Below are 22,776 nucleotides of genomic sequence, written 5' to 3' on the forward strand. Positions count from 1 at the left end.
TAGAATAATAATCATGAGAGAAGAATTAAAGTAAAGGGTGATTTCATTGATTATAAAAGCGATTGAACCTACACCAAGTCCGAATACGATGAAGGTGATTTTAGATAAAGAACTGCCTATGGGGACAAGCAATAATTACAAAGTAGGTCAGGCTGAAGGCGCGCCAGAAGTCATTGTTGATATCTTAAAAATAGATGGGATTAAAGGTGTCTATCATGTTGCCGATTTTCTTGCAGTCGAACGAAATGCGAAATTCGATTGGAAAGATTTACTTCCACAAGTGAGAGCAGCCTTTGGTGAAGAAGCTGAGACTGCTGGGGGAACGGAAGTAAATGAACATTTTGGCGAAGTACAAGCTTTTGTGCAAATGTATAAGGGCATCCCAATGCAAGTGAAATTAACAGATGGGACAGAAGAAAAGCGCTTTGGCTTACCAGAACTTTATGTTAAAGCTGTAGCTGAAGCACAAGCACCTGATGATAATGTAGTTATGGTGAGAAAGTGGAAAGAACTGGGTGTGCGTTATGGTGAATTCGAACAAGTAGGGAAAGAAGTGGTGGATGAAATTTTAGCAGCATACCCAGAAGAAAGAGTGAAAACACTCATCACTGCAGCACAAAGTCCAGAATCAGAAGAAGCATTGGCACCGAGAGTACGTCTTACACTTACCCCGGATGACTTAAAAGTCGAGGACTGGCGTATACGCTATCAAAAGCTCGAACAAATGGCGGATCCTACGTTAGATGATTTAGCCGTACTTGATTTTGCTCTTCAAGATGAAAAAGCATCTGTGCGAAGATTAGCAACTGTTTATCTAGGGATGATTGAAGACGTTCAAGTGTTACCTTATCTATATAAAGCGCTAACAGATAAATCGGTCACAGTGAGAAGAACGGCGGGAGATTGTTTATCAGATCTTGGCTTCCCTGAAGCTTCTGAAAAAATGATGGAAGCATTATCTGATAAAAGCAAGCTTGTGCGCTGGCGTGCAGCAATGTTCTTATACGAAGTAGGCGATGAAAAAGCGCTTCCTGCTTTAAAAGCAGCTGAAAATGATCAAGAATTTGAAGTAAGTCTGCAAATTAAACTAGCAATTGAAAGAATTGAGCAAGGCGAAGAAGCAAAAGGATCTGTATGGAAGCAAATGACGGAATCACGAAAAAATGGATGAGTTTGAAGGACACCTGTAATCGGGTGTTCTTTTTTATTTGAGTCTGTTAGGAAAGTATTGTAAAGATGCCCTTGGAAATCCAACAGGTAGTCAGAGGAAGCTACCCGCACGAACATTATTGCCAAAAAGTTGACACCTGTAATGGACCTAGAATCTTCTGTATAGTCATGAATATCTTTTATTTGGAGTTTTCCAATTTTCTATCATTTAATTTCCCGTTAATATTTGAGAACGATAACTTTGCAATCTAGGCTTGAAATATAGTATGCTTACTGTGCAATCATTTGTAAAGGAGGGGAATATTTATGTCTATGGCTTATGAAGAGTATATGAAACAAGTTGTGAAGCCGATGAGAGCTGAGCTTGTACAGGCCGGTTTTAGCGAACTAACAACTGAAGAAGAAGTAAACGACTATATGGAGCAAGCAGAAGGTACAACATTAGTTGTCGTGAATTCTGTTTGTGGCTGTGCAGCAGGATTAGCAAGACCAGCAGTAACTCAGGCGGTATTAAATGCCGAGAAAAAACCAGACAACTTAGTGACGGTTTTCGCTGGTCAAGATAAAGATGCAACAGCAAAAATGCGTGAATATTTCACAGGTATTGAGCCTTCTTCTCCATCTATGGCCCTTCTTAAAGGGAAAGAAGTGGTACATTTTATTCCACGTCATGATATTGAAGATCACTCTATGGAAGAAATCATGCACAATTTATTAGCAGCGTTTGATAATAAATTATAAAAAGCATCACACGATAAAAAAGATTGAATGCAGCAGTTAGGAGCACTCTAATCCTGACTGTTGCTTTTTATTTTACTAAAATAAGTAGGTGGTTTGATGTTTGTTACGACATCAGCAAGGACAAATCCAAACGAAACCAATAAGGCAGAACAGGTAGCAACAACGCTCAACCTCCCCTTCATACATAGAAGTAAAAGAACAATTAAGAGTATGGTCAATCAATATGAAATGAACGGAATTGTCGTTGGAAAAGAGCGAATGGAACTATATAAAATCGGTGAGGAAAACCCTTTTTTCTTTCATCCTAGTTCCGCGATGTTTCGTCTGAAGCGTTTGCAAAAAGGGGAACATGACCCTTTTGTAGACATTTGTCAACTAAAAGCGGGATCTTCATTCCTTGATTGTACACTTGGGCTCGCATCAGATAGCATTGTGGCAAGTTATACTGTAGGAGAGACAGGGAAGGTAATTGGGTTAGAAGCAAGTAAGGTGATAGCGTATTTGGTTGGTCAAGGTCTCAAAGAATGGCCAAACGATCATGCAGTCATGAAAAGCAGTATGGAAAGAATCGAAGTCGTTCATACTTTAGCCATTGATTACTTGAAATCCTTACCTGATGCTTCCTTTGATGTTGTCTATATTGACCCCATGTTTGAAATAACCATAAAAGAATCGACAAATATCAATGCATTACACTCGATTACCTACAAAGGTGATTTGACTGAGGAAATGATCAATGAGGCGAAGCGCGTGACTAAAGAGAGAGTGATATTGAAGGATCATTTCCGTAGTGAAAGATTCCAAGCCTTTGCTTTTCAGCAAATCAAACGAAAATCAGCGAAATTCCATTACGGTGTGTGGGAAAAAAGATAAAGGGATTGCTGTTGCCTTCCTAATGGCTACAGCAATCAAACACTAAAGGCCATCTTTTTTTTTAATCAGTGATGCACATATAAACAAAGTAAGCAAGTAATACTAACCCGCCAACAAGCGCAATCCAGCTTGAATCCATTATGTATCTTCCCCCTTCTTATTGTCTTATTTGTATATATCCCCCAAAAAAGCAGCAATTAATCATGAACAAATGCCCAAAAAGTGATAAAATATGGTAGAATAGAAGAAAAATTTTGTGAGGCAATGAACATGAATATTCAAGTAGCAGCAAGAATGGAGCAATTCCAAGAGAGTATTTTTTCGGAATTAGCTGAAATCAAGCAACAGAAACTAGCAGAAGGCATAGAAATGATAGATTTAAGTGTCGGTAGTCCTGATTTGCCACCACCCCCATTTATAACAAAGATCATCGGCGAAATGGCAAGTGATCCAAAACTTTATGGGTACACATTAAAAGGGATTACGGAGTTTCACGAGGCAGTGGCGAAGTATTACAGTAGAAAATACGATGTAAGCCTTGATGCAAAAGAACAAACAATGTTATTGATGGGCTCACAAGATGGTTTGGTCCATTTACCAATGGTGCTTTGTAACCCTGGTGATATCGTACTCGTCCCAGACCCAGGTTATACAGCGTACGAAGCGGGTGTTAATCTAGCAGGGGGACAAATGTACCGCATGCCATTAAAAGAAGAAAATGGTTTTTTACCTTCTTTCTGTGAGATTCCAAAAGAAGTTAGTAAAAAAGCGAAGTTAATGATTCTAAATTATCCAGGGAACCCCGTTCCTGCTCTGGCAACAAAAGAATTCTTTGAACAAGCCATAGACTATGCGAAAAAAAATGAAATTGTCATTCTCCATGATTTTGCTTACTCTGAATTATATTTTGAAGAGGCGCCAATTAGTTTTTTATCAGTTGATGGTGCAATGGATGTAGGCATTGAAATGAACTCGTTATCTAAAAGCTTTAATATGGCAGGTTGTCGTGTGGCTTATGCTGCAGGAAATCGTAAAGTTATTTCTCTATTAAGTAACCTAAAGTCTAACCTTGACTATGGCGTTTTTTATCCTATTCAAATGGCTGCTGTACAGGCATTGGCTGATGATTCATCTTTTCTTGATGATCTGAGAGCGGTTTATCGAAAGAGAAGAGATTTATTTATTGATGGATTACGAGAAGTAGGTTGGGATGTTGCCTTGCCAAAAGGGTCGATGTTTGTATGGGGAAAATTACCCGCTGGCATGAAGTCTAAACCATTCGCGCTTGAATTAATTGAAAAAGCAGGTGTCGTTGTAACACCTGGAATTGCCTTTGGTGAATGGGGTGAAGGGTATGTGCGCATGGGGATTGTCCAACCAGAAGAAACATTACTAGAGGTTGTTTCTCGTATTGAGAATAGTGGCATTTTTAAATAAATAATAAAAGTCATCTGAGGAGGAGATACACTTGCCGAGTTGGTTAAGAAAATCATTAGTGGTTATGGTGACAATTCTTACATTTGGATTGGTGACACCAACGAGTTTATTACCTGTTCAGCATGAAGAAGATAAGACACCAAGAAAAGCAGTTTTAGCTGAGAGCCTACCAGATATAAGTGGAGAAGAAGCTTCACAAGTTTCGAGGGAGGAGTTTATAAAGGAAATGGTTCACTCCGCGGAAAAGCATTCTTTCGAAAAGTTTGGCGAAAAAATTAAACCGGTCATTGAATCAGAATTTCAAATCGTGATTCTACCTAATATAGAAAAGGCGATTGCAGAAGTAGCTGAGCAGTATACAGAGGAGAATCTAAATCATTTGAGTATTACTGAAACGGCTTCTGCGGGCGTTTCAGAACGGATTTTTCATATAGCAGATGAGGCCAAACAGAAAGATGTCATTCGTTTTCATGTCAGAAGAGATCATCCGCCGCAACAAGGTTATTGGTTTAATTTCCATTATCATACTGCATATGATCAATTTCAAACTCACCATGAACTCGGATCCATCTATTGGGATAAAAATACCCCGCCAAAATGGATGAGTTAATTTCGAAAATTGAAACTTTTCTAGTGCATATTCGTATATACTAGGTGAGGAACAATAGTACATAAAGTTGATCAGGAGGAAAAATTCACTATGGAAATTATCGATGGAATTCTACATACCTATTCAAGTTTCTTTGATTGGGATATGTGGGTTGAGGCATTATCTAGACCAGATGCATGGGTGCTGATTGGCACATTGGTCATTTTAGAAGGGTTGCTTTCAGCGGATAATGCGCTTGTCTTAGCAGTAATGGTTAAGCACCTGCCACCAAAACAACGGAAAAGGGCCCTTTTTTATGGTTTGCTTGGCGCTTATTTCTTCCGTTTTTTAGCGATAGGTGTAGGTGTATTTTTAATTGAGTTTTGGTGGATAAAAGTATTAGGAGCCGGATACTTAGGCTGGTTAGCCATTAAATATTTCATCGACAAAAAGAAAGCAGAAGAAGCAGAAGATGAAAAAGCGTTGGAAGGAATCAATCAACGAGGTTTATTAATACGTCTGTTTGGCACATTCTGGGGAACCGTTATTGCCGTTGAATTAATGGATATTGCTTTTTCAATTGATAGCATTTTAGCAGCATTAGGTGTAAGTCAAGAAATATGGGTACTTCTTGTCGGTGGTATGTTAGGTATCATTATGATGAGGGGTGTTGCAGGGGTGTTCTTAAAATTAATTGACCGTGTCCCTGAACTTGAAACAAGCTCTTATATTCTTATTCTATTAATCTCTTTAAAGATGTTGTTAAGTGCAGCAGGTATTCACATTGATCATATGTATTTCTTTGGCGTACTTGTAATTGTTTTTGCGATTACTTTTATTGTACACGCGAAGAGAAAACGTACTGAAGCAGCAGGCTCATAAGTAGAAGGGATGAATGGCTTCATCCCTTTTTTTACTCCATCAACCTCTTCCAATATCTTATAATAATTGCATATATTTCATGGTCCCCACCTTAAAATTTTCTACTATTTAATAAAAGGAGTTGGCATATGAGGTTATTTACAGATTTATCTCAAGCTGCACTAGATCAGTACTTTTTTAAAGAACCGACGACATTTAATAAATACACAACGAAGAATGAGCTCGCATATGCATTAGCAGCCACGCTTTATATGCCTGCCACACGTCCTGCTATCCATCAAGATTTGATTAATAAAAAGCATGCTGGTCTAACGTCAGTTGTCATTTGCTTGGAAGATAGTATTGGTGATCTGGAAGTGGAAGTAGCGGAAAAGGAATTACAGCATTCACTACATAAACTTCGACAAGATATTTCTAGAGGCTTTATTACATTAGAAGAATTGCCATTGCTTTTTATTCGCATAAGAAATAATGAACAGTTAGTGCGGTTAATTACTTTATTTAAAGATGAATGGCAGTTGCTAACAGGTATTGTCATTCCAAAATTCTCTTCAAGCAATGGTGAAGAAATGCTGCAACAAGTGAGTGATTTACGAAATAGTGGTCATGAATTATATGCGATGCCAATCCTTGAAACGAAAGAAGTTCTATTTAAAGAAACAAGAATGGAAGAGTTACAAAAACTAAAGGGAATATTCGATAAGTACGCTCACTTAATTTTGAATATCCGGATTGGGGCGACAGATTTTTGTGGGTTATTAGGAATAAGAAGAAACACTTCCACTTCATTGTATGATATTGCTGTCTTGAGAGATTGTATAGCAGACATTATGAACTTTTTCCAAAGGGCACCTAAAACTTACTTGCTCTCTGGACCTGTTTGGGAGCATTTTGTTTCTAAAGAACAAGTCAATATATTAAGTAATCAAACGGAGCAACTGATGGATTCTTCGTCTTTTATGAACAAATTGCCGAAAGAAATGAAAGGGTTTATAGCAGAAATATTGCTCGATATTAGTAATGGTATCATCGGAAAAACGATTATTCATCCCACGCAAATTACGCCGGTTCAAGCTTTAAACACTGTGACTTATGAAGAATATAATGATGCAATAGATATATTAAATCATGCAAACGGTGCCCATGGTGTGATGAAAAGTGCGAGTCAGAACAAAATGAACGAAATGAAGCCCCATTATTATTGGGCAAAAAATATTGAGTTAAAATCAAGAGTTTACGGGGTGCTAAATGAACAATACAACACAATTGATTTCTTCCAACACTTATCACATGATAGACGTGATCGAGCCCATGCAGGTGAAGCTAAATATCAATTATAATCCTTACCATTTTAATTTCAATGAATTATTTCAGATGGCAGCAAGAAAGAATAAAAAAAGATCCTTTTTATTCGTAAGTAAAGTGTTAGGCAAGCATCTGCCTATCTCGCCGGAAAAAGGATTAGCAACCGGAATGTTATTAGCAGAAAGCTACCTTAAGGAAGTGGAAGGGAAAAACCTTTCACCTTCATCACCATTTGTGGATGTACTGAAAGATAAGCAAAGGAAATTTAGTGACAGGGCATTTATTGGCGATCAATATTCCCCCATCATTATTGGTTTTGCAGAAACTGCGACCGCACTCGGCCAAGCATTCTTCCAAGCGTTTACGAATGCCGATTATTTTCATACCACGAGAGAAGATCTTCTAAACATTGAATCGATCATTCATTTTGAGGAAGAGCATTCACACGCTACTTCTCATCGTTGTTATATCGATGCCCATTTGTTGCAAAATAGTCGGGAAATTATATTAGTAGATGATGAGGTGACGACTGGAAAGACTGCTCGAAATATTATCACATCATTGCATGAAAAGTTTCCGAGGAGAAATTATACCGTCGTTTCTATTCTTGATTGGAGAGATGAGGCCAACAAGAATGCATTTATTGAATTAGAGGAAGCACTAGATATCACTATACGTCATATATCCCTTCTAGCTGGCGAAGTTGAAGTAGATGGGAATCCAGTTATTAAGGAAGAAGAAAGTGTAGATCTTTACCATCCATCTTCAGAAATTAATGAAATTTACATAGAAAAAGAATACCCTATGCTGTTTGCTTCTAAGTATTATCCTACGGCAAATCAAAAAACTCCCTTCAACACTGTTCCTTATATTTCAGAAAGTGGTCGATTTGGGTTAGATAGTAACGAGAATCATTTATTAAATGCAAAAGCAGAGAAGGTTGCAACCTTTCTTAATCAAAGGAGTAAGGGTAAACATATTTTATGTATCGGTACAGGTGAGTTTATGTATTTGCCAATGAAAATAGCTAGCTTAATGGCTGGGAGTGTTAAGTATCAAAGTACAACCCGTAGCCCTATTCATGTCCAAAATAAATCATCCTATGGCGCACGCTTTGGTATGACTTTTCCTAGCCCTGAAGTAGAAGAAGTGATGAATTATATTTATAATATTCCACCGCAAACATATGATGAAGTATTTATCTTTTTTGAAAGATTAGTAGATGCACAGGTTTTAAGCAAGTTTTTACAACAGTTAAAGATTCCTAGTATTCAAGTCGTCTTTTTGAAAGGAGTGAGGTGATTTGACTATTGTCGCCAGACAGCCCATGTTTGGGTCATATAACCGAAGAGAGGTAACCTTTCTTTTAAAGGATTTAAGTCATATCCGTTTAGAGGATACAACAGAAAAGAGAGAACAAGCCATTCAATCAGGTGCTCATTATAGTGAAACATTACCAATAGAATACGTACCACCAAAAGCGTATATCGATCTTTTCTTTCGTTCTTTAGACGATTTTAAAGAGAAAGTGGCTTTAAACATAGCTGTTGTTGCAGAACAGATTTATGCAGCTAAACGCCAACAGACAGTGTTGGTTTCACTAGCGAGAGCAGGTACACCAATAGGCATTTTAATTAAAAGGTATTTGTTTTTTAAATACCAAGTAGATTTGCCACATTACAGTATATCTATTATTCGCGATAGAGGAATCGATGAAAATGCCCTTCATTATATTTTAGAGAAACATTCAACAGGGATCATCCAATTCGTAGACGGTTGGACAGGGAAAGGCGCCATTTCGATAGAATTAACGAAGGCATGCCACTTATTCTTTCATAAATATGGGGTGGAAATTGATGATACGTTGGCTGTCTTAGCCGACCCTGGCCATTGCACAACCATGTTTGGAACGAGAGAAGACTTTTTAATACCGAGCGCTTGCTTAAATTCGACTGTCTCTGGACTAATCAGCAGAACGGTTTTAAACGATCAATGGATTGGCGACAAGGATTTTCATGGGGCGAAATTTTATCACCATCTATTAGATGAAGATTTATCAAACATCTATTTAGACAAGATCACTCAGCAATTTCAAAAGGTTGTTTCTATAGCAAATCACGAAGCAAGGAAAATGATAGATGAAAATTACGAAGCAACCTTTTCCGGTATGAATGAAATACTGAGCATCCAAAAGGAGTTCGGTATTGAATCTTCCCATTTCGTTAAACCGGGTGTAGGTGAAACGACGAGGGTAGCTTTAAGACGGGTACCGTGGAAAATACTGATAAAAGATGAAAACAGTCCTTATTTAAAACATTTGTTTGCCCTTGCAAAGGAAAGAAAGATTGAATTGGTTCATTATCCACAAATGAGCTATACATGTTGTGGGCTAATTAAGAAGGTTGCTCAATGATGAGAGATATATTTGCCTCAGATTTAGATCGAACATTAATCTATTCAGAAACAGCGATAACGCAATTGGAAACAACCCCAAGTAAAACTGCGACTGTTATCGAATATAAAAATAATAAACCTTTATCTGTGATGGGTGATCATGCCATTAAGTTATTACAACAAATTCGCAATTATCTTTTGTTCGTACCAATTACGACACGAACACTGCAACAATTTGAGCGGATTCAACTTCCTTTCAACCATCGTTATGCAGTTGTTGCCAATGGTGCACAAATTCTATATAATGATAAGCCTTTGCTTGAATGGGAAGAAAGAATCAAACGAGAAGTCCCTGATAAAAGTGGAAAGAAAGACGAATTATTGAGTCATCTCTTCCATTTTAAGATTCAGGGTAGGTTGCGCGAGGCAGATGGCTGGTTCTTCTACTATGTGCTAATGGAGACTTTGTCAGATTGCCAATTAGCTAAAATACGCTTAACTGCAGAAGGGCTTGGATGGCGTATTTCTTTGCAAGGTAGGAAGTTATATTTTATGCCAAATCCGATAAGTAAAGGTAGAGCACTTCAGTACATCGTAGAAAAAGAAGGGGCCCAATATTTATTCGGAGCAGGAGATTCATTATTGGATTATGACTTTTTACAAATTTGTGATCAATCATTTGTTCCTGCTCATGGAGAACTTGTGCAACATCTAAAGAATTCTTCCCATTGGTTAACGAAGGAAAAAGGGATGCTAGCAACAGAAGAATTTCTTACTAAAATACTTCAGACAGTCACTAATCCTGAGGATCAGACAGGCGAAAGATCCGATTTACGACAAAAAATACAATCAATCCAGCCGTTATAAAGAAAATAAAGATCATGCTCATGTAGAAAATGGATTGGTGAACTGTATAGCTGAATAACGAAAGAAAGACAGCCCAAAAGAGTAAATCAAAAATCATAAATATAGAAGAATTTAAAGTTCGTTCTAGCATCTTTAATTCTGAATCGATATTAGGTAACTTGGAACGCTTAGCTAACATTCTCATTTTTAATCCATCCTTTGATTACATTTATCCTTTTATTTGAAGCAAACACAGTTATCCTTAGTAATGCAACTATATGCATAACGACAGCAAAGGGTGAAAATGGCAGAAGCCCTTATTCTAAAGCTTCAAATCGTAACTAATTATGTTAAGATGATATGGATACGTGTTTATAATCATTGTTTCTAAATCAACAATATATATACAAAATGAGCCTGTAAGACGAATGTATTAAAGGGAAGGGATCAGTCAATGAATGTCACTCATAGTCATGTGAAAAATATCCGAATGCCAGTCACATATGAAGGGTATAAAGAAGCATTAAAAATGCCACTAAATGAAAGGCCGATGTATGACGTTGCTAATCGTACCCTTACTTATAATCAAATCTTTTTTCGGTTATTAGGCGTACCATTAGACGAGGATGCCTATTATAATGAACTGTTTGAACTAGCTAATGATCCAACGATCGATATTTCAGTAATTGGTGAAGACCATTTAGACAAAGCGATGAATAATGAACATTTTAAGTCCATTCAAAAGGTTATTAATATCCATAAAGACCAGCAGCTTTCAATTAATCGATTTGTAGCATTTTTAGATGGCGAAGGATTACTACTTCGTTCTGAAGTACCAGCCATTCAGCGTAAAATCCGCGAAGCATTAATTGAAACATTACAACTTTTCTCTGAACAGGAGGAAGGTGGGCTGGGGCATAATGATTTGCGTAGAATCTTAACTGACCTGATTAAATGGTCACATAACCATTTGGGAGAAAGTTTAACAAAGGCTGATTTAACAGTGATGCTGCCGAAATTTATTTGGTATGGTCCATATAAAAAAACGCATGCTTATTTCATTTACTATATACTTTCGCTCGGTTGTGATCTGATTTACATATCACCTAGTGGAGAAGATGCGTTGGCATCGTTTCAATTAGACTGGGAAAATACTCCGGTACATCATTTTCAAAATAAGAATGAGGCGGAACCTTTTCCAACTGAAAAGCGGCGAAGAAAATCGACCGTTGCGTATCGTGCATCAAAAGAAATTGAATCGATTCTTAATCAAGACGGATCAGGCATTTTTAAACCATGGCAATTACGAGAATATTTGCCGTTGTCACTTACGTTAAAAACAACTTATGATGAGCTGTTTCTACTTGTTAAAGAAAAGGCGATGATTCGCCCCAATTTTGAAGTGACAAGCAAGGTTGTGAAAATTCCGCATGTTTTTGCAAAAATTCAAGGTGTCAGTAGAGACCGCAAAGAGTACTGGGAAAGGCTTCACGCACTTGAAGAAAACGATCATAGTTATTTAATTCGCTCGTTCCCTTTTTCAAATGGTGTAAATAGCGATTATCGCTACCATTATCGTAATGCCCTTGATCAAGACGGGTTAGTTGATGCAGACAAAATGATGACTGCCCATTTTTGGAGTTATAAGCATTTACCCCATGGCTTACAGCAAGGCATAGCCTATGCAATTAGAAAGATTTGTGAAAAGCCATTATTAAAAAAACAAGGAAATGAATCTGATGAAGATTTAAAGGTTTATATTTTCGCTCAAAGTATGCAACTCCAAGGTAAGATGCTACAACTCATTCAACGTTTTGATTATTCTCAAGATGTACCTAAGCTAATCTTATATAACAATGAATTAAATGGCCTAATGAGTCGCCATGATGCCGTATTGCTACTTTTAATGAATCAGTTCGGTGTGGATATTACTGTATATAATCCAGCAGGACATAATGATATTGAGAATTATATTGATGAGCGTTTATATGATGTTCATTGGCTAGAAGATGTCATTTTTGAATTAGAGTATAAAGAACCATCTTTCTTAAAATCTGCACTAACTAAAATTTTCAAGAAGTTATAAAGGAGTGAAATAAATGAATTCTTCTGATATGCAAACGAATTTGGATGTCATTTCAACAAACCCAGAAGACAAGTTAACAGAAGCATCTGCAAGTCAAATTAAACTAGCTTTAAGAGAAAATAAAGAGGTTCAACAACTCTCAGCCTCTATAGACGAGCGCGATCAAATTCAAATTTTAGAATTTGGTAAAGAACCTGCTGAGGAAATATCCAAGTTTTCTGATCAAATTCTCGGCAATATGAGAACAACAAAAGTAGAGGACTCAGGAGAGTTATTGAAACAGCTTGGAAAAATTATGGATCAGTTTGACCCAAAAGATTTTGAAAAAGAAAAGCCGGGTTTCTTTGATAAACTCTTCAAAAAAGGCGAAAAACTGATTGAAAAGTTGTTTGGAAAATACCAAACAATGGGTAAGGAAATCGATAAAATCTATGTTGAAATCTCTAAATATCAAAACGAAATGGTTGAAGCAACAACTACGTTAGATAGGATGTATGAAGAAAACTATCAATATTACCTTTCACTTGAACAGTATGCGGTTGCTGGTCAGATGAAATCTGATGAACTGAAAGCCACCCAATTGCCACAATTAGAGAAAAAAGCAATTGCAGGTGATCAAATGGCCTCAATGCAATTAGATACTTTAAGAAATGCAGTCGAATTATTAGATCAACGAGTGTACGATTTAGAAATGGCGAAAATGGTTGCATTACAAACGGCACCGCAAATCCGCATGCTTCAAAGAGGGAATACGAAATTAATTGGGAAAATTAATTCAGCTTTTGTGACGACAATCCCAATCTTTAAAAACGGTCTTATTCAAGCAATGGCAGCGAAAAGGCAAAAACTCGTTGCTGATTCGATGAGTGAGTTAGATCGCAGAACAAATGAAATGTTAGTTAGAAATGCGCAAAATATATCACAACAAAGTACAGAAATTGCAAGGCTTGCTGGTGGACCAAGTATTAAGATTGAAACAATTGAACAGTCTTGGGATATCATCATGAAGGGGATGCAGGAAACGAAGTCGATTGAGGAAGAGAATCGCAAATTAAGAGAAGAAGGAACGAAAAAATTAGAACAGTTGCAAGATAATTTTCGCAATATGAAGAACAAGAGATAAAAAAACAAACAAAGGGGAGATAAACATGGCAATTAGTTTACAAAAGGGACAAAGAGTAGATTTAACAAAAGGGAATCCAAGTCTTTCAAAAATACTTGTTGGTTTAGGATGGGATCCAGTAAAGCAAAAAAGTGGTGGTGGGCTATTAGCTGGTCTCTTTGGAGGCGGCGGTGGTGGTGTCGACATCGATTGTGACGCTTCAGTTATTATGCTTGGCGATAATGATAAATTACGTAGCAATAAAGATGTCATTTATTTTGGTAATTTAAAAAGTGGTGATGGAAGCATTCAACATACCGGTGATAATTTAACAGGCGATGGAGATGGTGATGATGAACAAATCCTTATCGATTTGAGTCGCATTCCAAGTCATATCCATAAACTTGTATTTGTTGTTAATATTTATGATTGTGTAAAACGAAAACAACATTTTGGTATGATTCAGAATGCTTTTATTCGCATTGTTAATTCAAATAACCGTCAAGAGTTAATTCACTTTAACTTAACGGAAAATTATGATGGAAAAACAAGTTTAGTTGCTGGTGAGATTTACCGCCATGGTCAAGATTGGAAATTTGCAGCGGTAGGGAATGGTACGCAAGCTGCGAGTTTAAGCGATATTGTCCGTTCTTATTCATAAGGTTACTAGATAAAAAGGGCTAATCTTTGATTAGTCCTTTTTATATTTCATGAAAATCTATGATATAATTAATAGACTAATAAAGGTATGTTTAATGATAGAAAAGGGAGGAACAGCTATGAAAAAGTGGATATTTACATGCTTATTTTTAGTTGTTTCTTTAACATTAATGGGAAGTTCACAAGCTGATATTGGTGCGATTCAGTTAAAGAACTATCCTTATTCTTCAGAACTAAAGCAAGCAGTTGATCTCACATCAGCGGATTTGTTAGGAGAGATTGTCCTATTACCTACAGAATCTTTTGATGAAATAGAAGCAGCTGCCATCATATCCCGCTTGGACCAATTACCATCTACCTTATTACAAAAAGTAGATAATCAAAATATAAAGATTAAGCTTTTTTCAGGCAGATTGACAGAGAACCCTAGCGTAAAACATCTAACGGGAATGATTCCCCGCGGATATACTTCATCAACGACATGGGATCAAGTTCCTGGCATTGGTGGAGGGAAAACAGTGCTTGTCAAAATAGGGCATAGTGATCAAGGGATGGACCACGGCTCAGTTAATTTGGAACTGCATGAGCTGGCTCATTCCATTGATCGTTATATCTTTGATGAAATCCGTTCGAATAGCCAATTTATTCGTATTTGGCAAGAGGAGCAACCACGATTATTCCCAAATGATTCCTACTTCGCTACTTTTTCCGAAGAATATTTTGCTGAAAGTTTTGCCCTTTATTATTTGAATGTAGAAACGAGAAGTTATTTGTATGAATATGCGCCAAAAACGTTTTCTTTTATTAGACAAATGGTTCATAATCATTAAGATATAAAGTTTAAGAGGTGAGGATCATGGAGAAACATCCAGAACAGGCATATTTAGACATGTTACAACATATTTTAACAAATGGACAAAAGAAAGAAGATCGTACTGGTACTGGAACTTTAAGTGTTTTCGGCTATCAAATGCGTTTCGATTTAAGTCAAGGGTTCCCCTTATTTACAACAAAGCGTGTTCCATTTCGTTTAATTGCAAGTGAATTACTTTGGTTCATTAAAGGTGATACAAATATTCGTTATTTATTGCAGCATAATAACCATATTTGGGATGAATGGGCATTTAAAAAATGGGTCGAATCAGATGAATATAACGGTCCTGATATGACAGACTTTGGTAGACGTTGTTTAATAGATAGCGAGTTTAATGAAAGCTATCAGAAAGAATTACAGCAGTTTTGTGAAAGAATTCTTACTAACGATGAGTTTGCTGAAAAATACGGAGATTTAGGAAATGTATACGGTAAGCAATGGAGAAATTGGACAGCTTCAACTGGTGAAGAGCTTGATCAGTTAAAAGATGCGATAGAACAGATCAAAACGAACCCAGATTCCAGGCGAATCATTGTGAATGCATGGAATCCTGAAGATGTTATCAATGCAGGTGGAAAAGGAAGCAAAGCAGCCTTACCTCCATGTCACGCCATGTTTCAGTTTTATGTCATCAATGGTAAGTTGAGTTGCCATCTGTTACAACGCAGTGGGGATACCTTCTTGGGGATTCCATTTAACGTGGCTTCCTATTCATTGCTCACTCATTTAATCGCTCATGAGTGTGGTTTAGAGGTTGGCGATTTTGTTCATACAATTAGTGATGCGCATATTTATTCGAATCATCTTGAACAAGTACAGGAGCAATTATCAAGAACACCGAAGGCACTACCGCAACTACAAATTAAAAACAATAAAACTTCTATTTTTGATATAGAAATGGAAGACTTAGCAATTGAGGGCTATGATCCTCATCCAACAATTAAAGCACCCGTTGCCGTTTAAGAAGAACGAGGTTGGGACATAAGTATTCTAGCTAATGATTTATCCGAATGATTAGGAGTGTCTAGCATCTAATCATTCGGTTTTTTGTTGATTTGAACCCTTATATGAAAAGGATGGTGAAATGGAGCGGAAGACACTCGACTCCTGCGGGAAATAGAGGGAAAGCTGAGACCCCACACCCCTCCCACGGAAAGAGAGTGACTGTGTCGCAATGGAACGGACCTTTTTTGCAAATGATGTTTTAAAATCAATTTGTTATTGTTCTTTTTTGAGGTTAGCTCATTGAGTTATGTCCCAGCCTTTTCTTTTTGTTCTTCTTTTCAAGTGCAGAGAATTATATTAAACTTATTATTAATTGCTAGTGCCGATTGGAGGATATGAAAATGATTTCATTAATTTGGGCAATGAGTGAGAATAGAGTGATAGGAAAAGATAATCAGTTACCGTGGCATTTGCCTGGGGACTTGCAGTTTTTTAAAAAGACGACGTTAGGTCACCCAGTTGCGATGGGGAGGAAAACATGGCTCTCACTTGGAAAACCACTTCCGGGAAGGGAGAATATTGTCATTACTAGGAATGCCGATTTTTCTCCGGAGAAAGCAACCGTATTAAATTCTATTGAACAATTAATTACATACAGTCAAGAAAAACAGCAAGAAGTTTTTGTTATTGGCGGAGCGCAAATTTATCAATCTACTTTACCTTATGCAGATAAGCTCTATATTACTAAAATTCATGCTGAAATCGAGGGTGACACAAGCTTTCCATCATTCGACCTCACTGAATGGAAACAAGTATCCGTAGAGAAACGAAGTAAAGACGAGAAAAATGCTTACGATTACGAATTTCAAGTGTATGTTAGAAAATAAAATGGACTGGCTTCTTTATTTTATATGTAGCCATAAAAAACACGAATCGGTTTCGTGTTTTTTTTTTTGGAAAAGCGAATAATAAAGTAACCGTTTTCATTTTTGTAAAAACAAGAATTTTTTAAAAATTGTGCATCAACCTATTATTCTCATGTTATAATGTACAAATTACAAAAGGAAAAGGGATGAGTTGCCAAATGGAACAGAGAGCAGTGAAAGAGAAAATGGTGCAATTGGAGGATATCTTGATTGCGTACCAGCACTTAAAGGATATCGTTGCCCATACACCGCTGCAAAAAAATAATCGCTTGTCAGAAAGATATGAGTGCAATGTATATATTAAACGTGAAGATTTGCAACATGTCCGCTCTTTCAAACTAAGAGGTGCTTATTATTCAGTGATGTCTTTGCCAGAGGAACGTATAAAGAACGGGGTTGTTTGTGCGAGTGCAGGCAATCATGCACAAGGAGTTGCCTATGCTTGCCATCGATTAGGCATTAACGGGAAAATCTTTATGCCGGCAACTACACCTAAACAGAAAGTAAGCCAAGTTGAATTATTCGGCAAAGATTCAATTGAAATCATTCTTGTTGGCGATACATTTGATGATTCATTCGCTGAAGCTCAGGCATGCTGTAATCAGGAAGGGCGCACATTTATTCATCCGTTCGAAGATGAACATGTGATAGCTGGTCAGGGAACCATTGCTGTTGAAATGCTTAATGATTGCGATGAGCCAATTGATTATGTTTTCGCAAGTATTGGTGGTGGTGGATTAATGTCAGGTTTGTCCACGTACATTAAAAGTGTGTCACCATTAACGAAAATGATTGGTGTCGAGCCTGAAGGAGCTTCCTCAATGAAGGAATCCGTTCAACAAAATCAAGTGGTGGCTCTAGATGAAATTGATAAATTTATCGACGGTGCAGCTGTCAAAAAAGTTGGCGAGATGACATTTGATATTTGTAAACGATATGTAGATGACATTATTAGTGTCCCAGAAGGAAAAGTTTGTACAACGATATTAGAATTATACAATGAGCATGCAATTGTAGCCGAACCAGCAGGAGCATTGCCAATTGCAGCTTTAGATTTTTATAAAGAGGAGATTAAAGGAAAGTCAATTGTATGTGTTTTAAGTGGTGGCAATAATGATATTGAAAGAATGCAGGAAATTAAAGAACGATCTTTATTGTACGAAGGGTTATTGTATTATTTTATTGTTAATTTCCCCCAAAGAGCAGGGGCATTACGCGAGTTTTTAGATGAAGTGCTTGGTCCTACGGATGATATTGTTAGATTTGAATATACGAAGAAGAACAATAAAGGCAGTGGCCCAGCTCTAGTCGGTATCGAGCTAAAGAATCGCCGTGATAATCATAGTTTAATCGAGCGCATGAATAAAAAAGGATTCTCTTACCAAGAAATTAACAATGATGAGAATTTGTTTCATCTTTTAGTCTAATGATTGTTAGGAATTAATTGACTTTTCTTTTAAAATAACGCTATAATGGGGATGGCTTGAACAACAGTTTAAGGGGATGTTTTTCATGTTTTCAAATATAGGTTTTCCAGGACTTATTCTCATTCTTGTGCTGGCACTCATCATCTTTGGTCCGAAGAAATTACCGGAAATTGGTCGTGCACTTGGTGATACATTAAGAGAGTTTAAGAAATCGACAAAAGATTTAGCCAATGACGATGATGCTGAGCGAGAGAGAATCAATAAAAAGGCATAATCGATAGGGTTACATATTATAATTGAAAATGAATAATTATGAAAATTAGAAACATGTATTAGTCAAGGTAATAAACCACTTTGACCTAACCACATGTTTCTCGTTTTTTGTGTAGGTTTTCCACTTTGTTTTTCTTTAGAAGGGAAACAATGCTGTCAGGTAAAATGAAAACGAAGCAGGAGTAGGTTATGAAACAAGAAGAATTGAATTATATTGAACATCTAGAGGAATTAAGAAAGCGGTTAATTCTTTGTATAGTGGCATTTGTATTGTTTTTTATTGTCGGTTTTCTGTTCGTCGACCATATTTACCAATGGTTTGTTCGTGATTTGAAAGAACAGTTAATTGTACTTGGACCGAGTGATATCATTTGGGTGTATTTTACGATTGCTTCCGTTATTGCCATAGCTGGGACAATACCAGTTGTAGCATTTCAATTATGGCAATTTGTTAAACCTGGACTTGTGTCTAAAGAGAGAAAAATTACATTAGCTTACATTCCAGCTCTTTTTGTGTTGTTTTTAGCTGGGCTAAGCTTTGGTTATTTTGTCATTATGCCTACATTGTTTAACTTTTTGACGGGGTTAAGTGAAGGTATGATGGAAATGAGTTTTACGGTAGATAAGTATTTTCAGTTTATATTTCATATGACCTTACCTTTTGGCATACTATTTGAATTGCCAGTTGTGGCGATGTTTTTAACGTCACTCGGTATTATTAACCCATATGTGTTAACAAAAGTCAGGAAATATGCTTATTTTGTCCTTGTTGTGATTTCTGTTATTATTTCACCACCGGATTTAATGTCGGATATTATCGTTAGTATTCCGCTTCTTTTTCTTTATGAAATAAGCATTACCTTATCGAAAATCGTTTATCGCAGAAAGTTAAAGAAAGAACAGTTAGAGGCATTGGAAAGTTCTTCATAAAAGCTAAAATCTAGAAGAATTATCAAATGAAATGATGTATAATACCATTAAACGGGTGAAAATGAGGATTGATATTTTGATATGTAAAAGCCTAGAGTTCAGAAATGTATTTGGACAGAAGGTGAAGATTACAGATATTCCTTTAGTAGATAAGGGTAGCCCTTGTTTTTTCTTGGTACACATCCGGCTGCAGCAGTTTGTAACGAAGATTTATCATATGGATCATTGTAAGACAACTGTATATTCATTCAAAGAGTATTTAAAACGTGTGATGAAATGGTCAGATGTTGAGATGGTATTTCAAACTAAAGAATTAAAAAGTAATGCATGATAGATCCCGTAATGGGGTCTTTTTTTTTAGATTTTGAACACGTGGGGGGTGGTATAAAGATAGCCCATCTAGATAGAAAGGTAGCAATCAAAATCATAAATTTGCGCTAACATTCATTACGAGATTATTTGTCTAGTTTTCCTATCTTAAAAAATGAATAATAGATGTAATAATCTTTTTTATTGTAATTTTGACAGTATAAAGACGTTTCAACATAATATCTTTTAATCGTAGTGATATACATGTATAATGAAGGTTGAATTGCTATGATAGGACGTGAATGAATGACTAGAATTAAAATTGTAACGGATTCAACTGTTGACTTATCAGCTGAAATGATTACAAAGTTAAATATAGCTGTTGTCCCATTATCAATCAATATTAATGGACAATCTTATGAAGACCGTGTAGATATTACACCACAAGAATTTCTGGATTTAATGCGACAATCAGATGAGCTACCTAAAAGCTCCCAACCTGCAACAGGGACATTTGTAGAATTGTATGATCAACTAACCAGAGATGGATACGATGAGATTATTTCTATCCATATGACCGGGGGAATGAGTGGGACAGTTGATTCTGCCCGAACGGCCGCAGATTTAACAGAGGCCAATGTAACTGTCATTGATTCCCGGTTCATTTCAAAAGCGTTGGCATTTCAAGTCATAGCTGCTGCTGAACTGGCAGAAAAAGGAGAAGATTACAAGCGTATTATCCAGAGAATTCAAGAAATTCAAGATAATACGAAACTTTATGTTGTTGTAGACACTTTGGAAAACTTGATTAAAGGTGGAAGAATAGGCAAAGGTAAAGGTTTAATCGGCTCTCTATTAAATATTAAACCGATTGCTTCATTAGCAGATGGCGTGTATACACCGATAACAAAGGTACGAAGTCACTCTCAAGTAATAAAGTTTTTATCAAAACAATTAGTAGAAGATGCAAAAGGAAAGACGATTAAAAGTGTGGGTATTACCCATGCTGGTGGTTTAGAATTAGCAAGAAAACTGAAAGAAGTCATCACTGAATTAACAGGTTTTAATCATGTAACAATAGAGGATACAACACCAATCATTAGTACTCATACTGGCGAAGGCGCCATTGGTTTTTGTTATCACATCGAATAATTCTTTAATGAGGAAATGCCTCTTCGCTTGAATAGAAGAGGCATTTGCATTATTTTCCTTTATTCACATAGATGTCATACTTTTTTCTTCATTCAAACAATTTCATTTGGTACATTAATGTTGAATTGATAAATACATAAAAGCAGGTGACGGTGTTGAAAAAATTAGTTGCGGTTTTTGGTCTCTTAATAGTTATTTTAGCCGCTTGTGGCCAAAGTGGTATAGAAAACGCACTAAACTATGATGTTAAAGATTTCAGTTATACGAATCAAGATAATCAAGGTGTAGGTTTAAGTGATTTAGAGGGGAAAGTGTGGATAGCTGATTTTATTTTTACTAGTTGCGAAACGGTTTGTCCGCCAATGACATTTAATATGAGTCAATTGCAAGATAAGGTTAAAGAAGAAGGTATTGAAAATGTAGAGTTTGTTTCTTTTAGTGTAGACCCCACTGTAGACAGTCCTGAGGCATTAAAAGACTTTGCGAACAACTATGAAATAGACTTTTCAAACTGGCATTTTTTAACGGGCTATAGTCAAGAGGAAATTGAAAGCTTTGCTGTTGATTCTTTCAAATCACTAGTAAAAAAACCAAAGAATGATGATCAAGTCATTCATCAAACTTCCATCTATTTAGTCGATCAAAATGGTGTGGTCATGAAGGATTATGATGGTGTATCTGATGTCCCTTATGACGAGATCATTGCCGATATAAAAAAAATACAATAATTTCTGCAAACAGATCTTAGAAGCAAACCCAAGCTTAAAAGTGTAAACGCCAAGCTTGGTCTTGCTTCTTTTTTGATGGCTACTATTACCTCTTCAAGGATTACTCTTAACATCATCTCCTAAACCATCGAGTGAAAAATGTAAACGGTAGAAGGAAATTATTTAAATTATTCTCTTCATTTAAGTTTAACTGTGGTTAAAAAAGTATAATTTAATATTAATAAGTAATCACACTTTTTTTATGTCATTACCATTGCATGATATAATGAAGCATACTTTTATAAAGAGGTGAGAAAGAATTGAAAAGAATATTCACCTTATTACTATCAATGATGGTCCTATTAGCTGGTTGTAATACAAATGCGATGTCAAATGATAATGATGCCGCTGCAGCAAAACAAATGGAGGATTTAACTAAACAAGATATTCCTGCAGAATTTTTCCCCATCGATTTAAATGTCGTATCAATCGGTGATTCATTGACTCAAGGGGTTGGCGATACGACTGAAAGTGGCGGATATATTCCATATTTGGAGAAACTTTTAAAGGAGCATCGTTCGATTAATTATACAAGCTTTATTAATTATGGTGTAAAAGGGAATCGCTCAAACCAATTATTAGAACGGCTTAATATGGAAAAAGTAAAAAATGCTATAACAGCATCGGATCTCGTTATTATTACTATTGGCGGCAATGATATGATGAAAGTAGTCCGATCTAATTTTACTAAATTAAATGTAGCAGCTTTTGAAAAGGAACAAGATATATTTGAAGATAATTTAAATACGATTTTACATACCATTCGAGAATATAATCCAAAGAGCACAGTATTATTAGTCGGATTATATAACCCTTTTTTAGAATGGTTTTCGAGCATTAAAGAGCTTGGTCTTATTATGCGTCAGTGGAATATCGCGAGCCAACAAGTATTAGGTGAGTATGAGAATATGTATTTTGTAAAGATAGATGATATTTTTGAAACGAGTGAAGAAAATCTGCTATTTACAGATCATTTCCACCCGAATGATCGTGGCTATGAATTAATGGCAGGGAGAATTTATCAAGTTTTAGATCAAATAGGGATTAAAACTGTCATCGAAAATAAAGAGAATTAAGGGGGAGCATCA

23 protein-coding genes are annotated in these 22,776 nt (G+C 36.3%); all 23 read left to right on the plus strand.

Annotation, left to right across the window (positions count from 1 at the left end):
- Positions 1-46 precede the first annotated feature (46 nt).
- The 23 genes from H9655_RS03895 to H9655_RS04005 all read left to right on the plus strand — a co-directional run bounded on the left by H9655_RS03895 (position 47) and on the right by H9655_RS04005 (position 22,764).
- Entirely contained in the window at positions 47-1,171 is a 1,125-nt protein-coding gene (locus H9655_RS03895; RefSeq protein WP_191811045.1) for a conserved virulence factor C family protein, read from the plus strand.
- 305 nt (positions 1,172-1,476) lie between these two features.
- Positions 1,477-1,911 carry a BrxA/BrxB family bacilliredoxin gene (locus H9655_RS03900; RefSeq protein WP_095372850.1) on the plus strand — a complete coding sequence of 145 codons (435 nt, stop codon included), beginning with the start codon at positions 1,477-1,479 and terminating at the stop codon, positions 1,909-1,911.
- Between the two features lie 96 nt (positions 1,912-2,007).
- Positions 2,008-2,784 (plus strand): class I SAM-dependent methyltransferase, encoded by a 777-nt coding sequence (locus H9655_RS03905; RefSeq protein WP_191811048.1) that lies wholly within the window; start codon positions 2,008-2,010, stop codon positions 2,782-2,784.
- A gap of 270 nt (positions 2,785-3,054) precedes the next feature.
- Positions 3,055-4,221, plus strand: a complete 1,167-nt coding sequence (locus H9655_RS03910; protein WP_191811050.1) for an LL-diaminopimelate aminotransferase — start codon at positions 3,055-3,057, stop codon at positions 4,219-4,221.
- A gap of 25 nt (positions 4,222-4,246) precedes the next feature.
- A complete protein-coding gene (locus tag H9655_RS03915) occupies positions 4,247-4,831 on the plus strand; it encodes a YpjP family protein (protein WP_404826066.1) in 585 nt (194 codons plus the stop codon).
- Between the two features lie 90 nt (positions 4,832-4,921).
- Positions 4,922-5,692, plus strand: coding sequence for a TerC family protein (locus H9655_RS03920; protein WP_191811052.1), 771 nt, complete (start codon positions 4,922-4,924; stop codon positions 5,690-5,692).
- A gap of 128 nt (positions 5,693-5,820) precedes the next feature.
- Positions 5,821-7,032, plus strand: coding sequence for an HpcH/HpaI aldolase/citrate lyase family protein (locus tag H9655_RS03925; protein WP_191811054.1), 1,212 nt, complete (start codon positions 5,821-5,823; stop codon positions 7,030-7,032).
- A complete protein-coding gene (locus H9655_RS03930; protein WP_191811380.1) occupies positions 6,983-8,299 on the plus strand; it encodes a phosphoribosyltransferase family protein in 1,317 nt (438 codons plus the stop codon). Before H9655_RS03925 ends, H9655_RS03930 begins: the two co-directional genes overlap by 50 nt.
- 25 nt (positions 8,300-8,324) lie before the next feature.
- Complete coding sequence (locus tag H9655_RS03935; protein WP_191811383.1) at positions 8,325-9,410, plus strand: cysteine protease StiP family protein; 1,086 nt, start codon at positions 8,325-8,327, stop codon at positions 9,408-9,410.
- Positions 9,407-10,258: an HAD family hydrolase gene (locus H9655_RS03940; RefSeq protein WP_191811056.1), complete on the plus strand. Its 852-nt coding sequence runs from the start codon at positions 9,407-9,409 to the stop codon at positions 10,256-10,258. Before H9655_RS03935 ends, H9655_RS03940 begins: the two co-directional genes overlap by 4 nt.
- Positions 10,259-10,691: 433 nt before the next feature.
- Positions 10,692-12,323, plus strand: coding sequence for a YceG family protein (locus tag H9655_RS03945; RefSeq protein ID WP_191811058.1), 1,632 nt, complete (start codon positions 10,692-10,694; stop codon positions 12,321-12,323).
- A 28-nt stretch (positions 12,324-12,351) separates the two neighbouring features.
- Positions 12,352-13,446, plus strand: a complete 1,095-nt coding sequence (locus tag H9655_RS03950) for a toxic anion resistance protein (RefSeq protein ID WP_404826067.1) — start codon at positions 12,352-12,354, stop codon at positions 13,444-13,446.
- 25 nt (positions 13,447-13,471) lie between these two features.
- Positions 13,472-14,086, plus strand: a complete 615-nt coding sequence (locus H9655_RS03955; protein WP_191811062.1) for a TerD family protein — start codon at positions 13,472-13,474, stop codon at positions 14,084-14,086.
- Positions 14,087-14,204: 118 nt separating this feature from the next.
- A complete protein-coding gene (locus tag H9655_RS03960) occupies positions 14,205-14,915 on the plus strand; it encodes an anthrax toxin lethal factor-related metalloendopeptidase (RefSeq protein WP_191811064.1) in 711 nt (236 codons plus the stop codon).
- Positions 14,916-14,941: 26 nt separating this feature from the next.
- Positions 14,942-15,922 (plus strand): thymidylate synthase, encoded by a 981-nt coding sequence (locus H9655_RS03965; RefSeq protein ID WP_191811066.1) that lies wholly within the window; start codon positions 14,942-14,944, stop codon positions 15,920-15,922.
- Between the two features lie 383 nt (positions 15,923-16,305).
- Positions 16,306-16,791, plus strand: a complete 486-nt coding sequence (folA, locus tag H9655_RS03970) for a type 3 dihydrofolate reductase (protein WP_191811068.1) — start codon at positions 16,306-16,308, stop codon at positions 16,789-16,791.
- A 197-nt stretch (positions 16,792-16,988) separates the two neighbouring features.
- A complete protein-coding gene (gene ilvA / locus H9655_RS03975; protein ID WP_191811069.1) occupies positions 16,989-18,257 on the plus strand; it encodes a threonine ammonia-lyase IlvA in 1,269 nt (422 codons plus the stop codon).
- Between the two features lie 85 nt (positions 18,258-18,342).
- Positions 18,343-18,531: a twin-arginine translocase TatA/TatE family subunit gene (locus H9655_RS03980; RefSeq protein WP_191811071.1), complete on the plus strand. Its 189-nt coding sequence runs from the start codon at positions 18,343-18,345 to the stop codon at positions 18,529-18,531.
- 188 nt (positions 18,532-18,719) lie between these two features.
- Positions 18,720-19,460 carry a twin-arginine translocase subunit TatC gene (tatC, locus tag H9655_RS03985; protein WP_191811073.1) on the plus strand — a complete coding sequence of 247 codons (741 nt, stop codon included), beginning with the start codon at positions 18,720-18,722 and terminating at the stop codon, positions 19,458-19,460.
- A 61-nt stretch (positions 19,461-19,521) separates the two neighbouring features.
- The gene (locus tag H9655_RS03990) at positions 19,522-19,791 is read left to right on the plus strand and encodes a DUF2535 family protein (protein WP_225230440.1); all 270 of its coding nucleotides are present in this window, start codon (positions 19,522-19,524) and stop codon (positions 19,789-19,791) included.
- A gap of 284 nt (positions 19,792-20,075) precedes the next feature.
- Positions 20,076-20,921: a DegV family protein gene (locus H9655_RS03995; protein WP_191811077.1), complete on the plus strand. Its 846-nt coding sequence runs from the start codon at positions 20,076-20,078 to the stop codon at positions 20,919-20,921.
- A 155-nt stretch (positions 20,922-21,076) separates the two neighbouring features.
- Positions 21,077-21,649: an SCO family protein gene (locus H9655_RS04000; protein WP_225230396.1), complete on the plus strand. Its 573-nt coding sequence runs from the start codon at positions 21,077-21,079 to the stop codon at positions 21,647-21,649.
- A 299-nt stretch (positions 21,650-21,948) separates the two neighbouring features.
- A complete protein-coding gene (locus H9655_RS04005; RefSeq protein WP_225230397.1) occupies positions 21,949-22,764 on the plus strand; it encodes an SGNH/GDSL hydrolase family protein in 816 nt (271 codons plus the stop codon).
- Positions 22,765-22,776: the final 12 nt, after the last annotated feature.

Origin of the sequence: Cytobacillus stercorigallinarum (assembly GCF_014836495.1) — a bacterium.
GTDB lineage: Bacteria > Bacillota > Bacilli > Bacillales > Cytobacillaceae > Cytobacillus > Cytobacillus stercorigallinarum.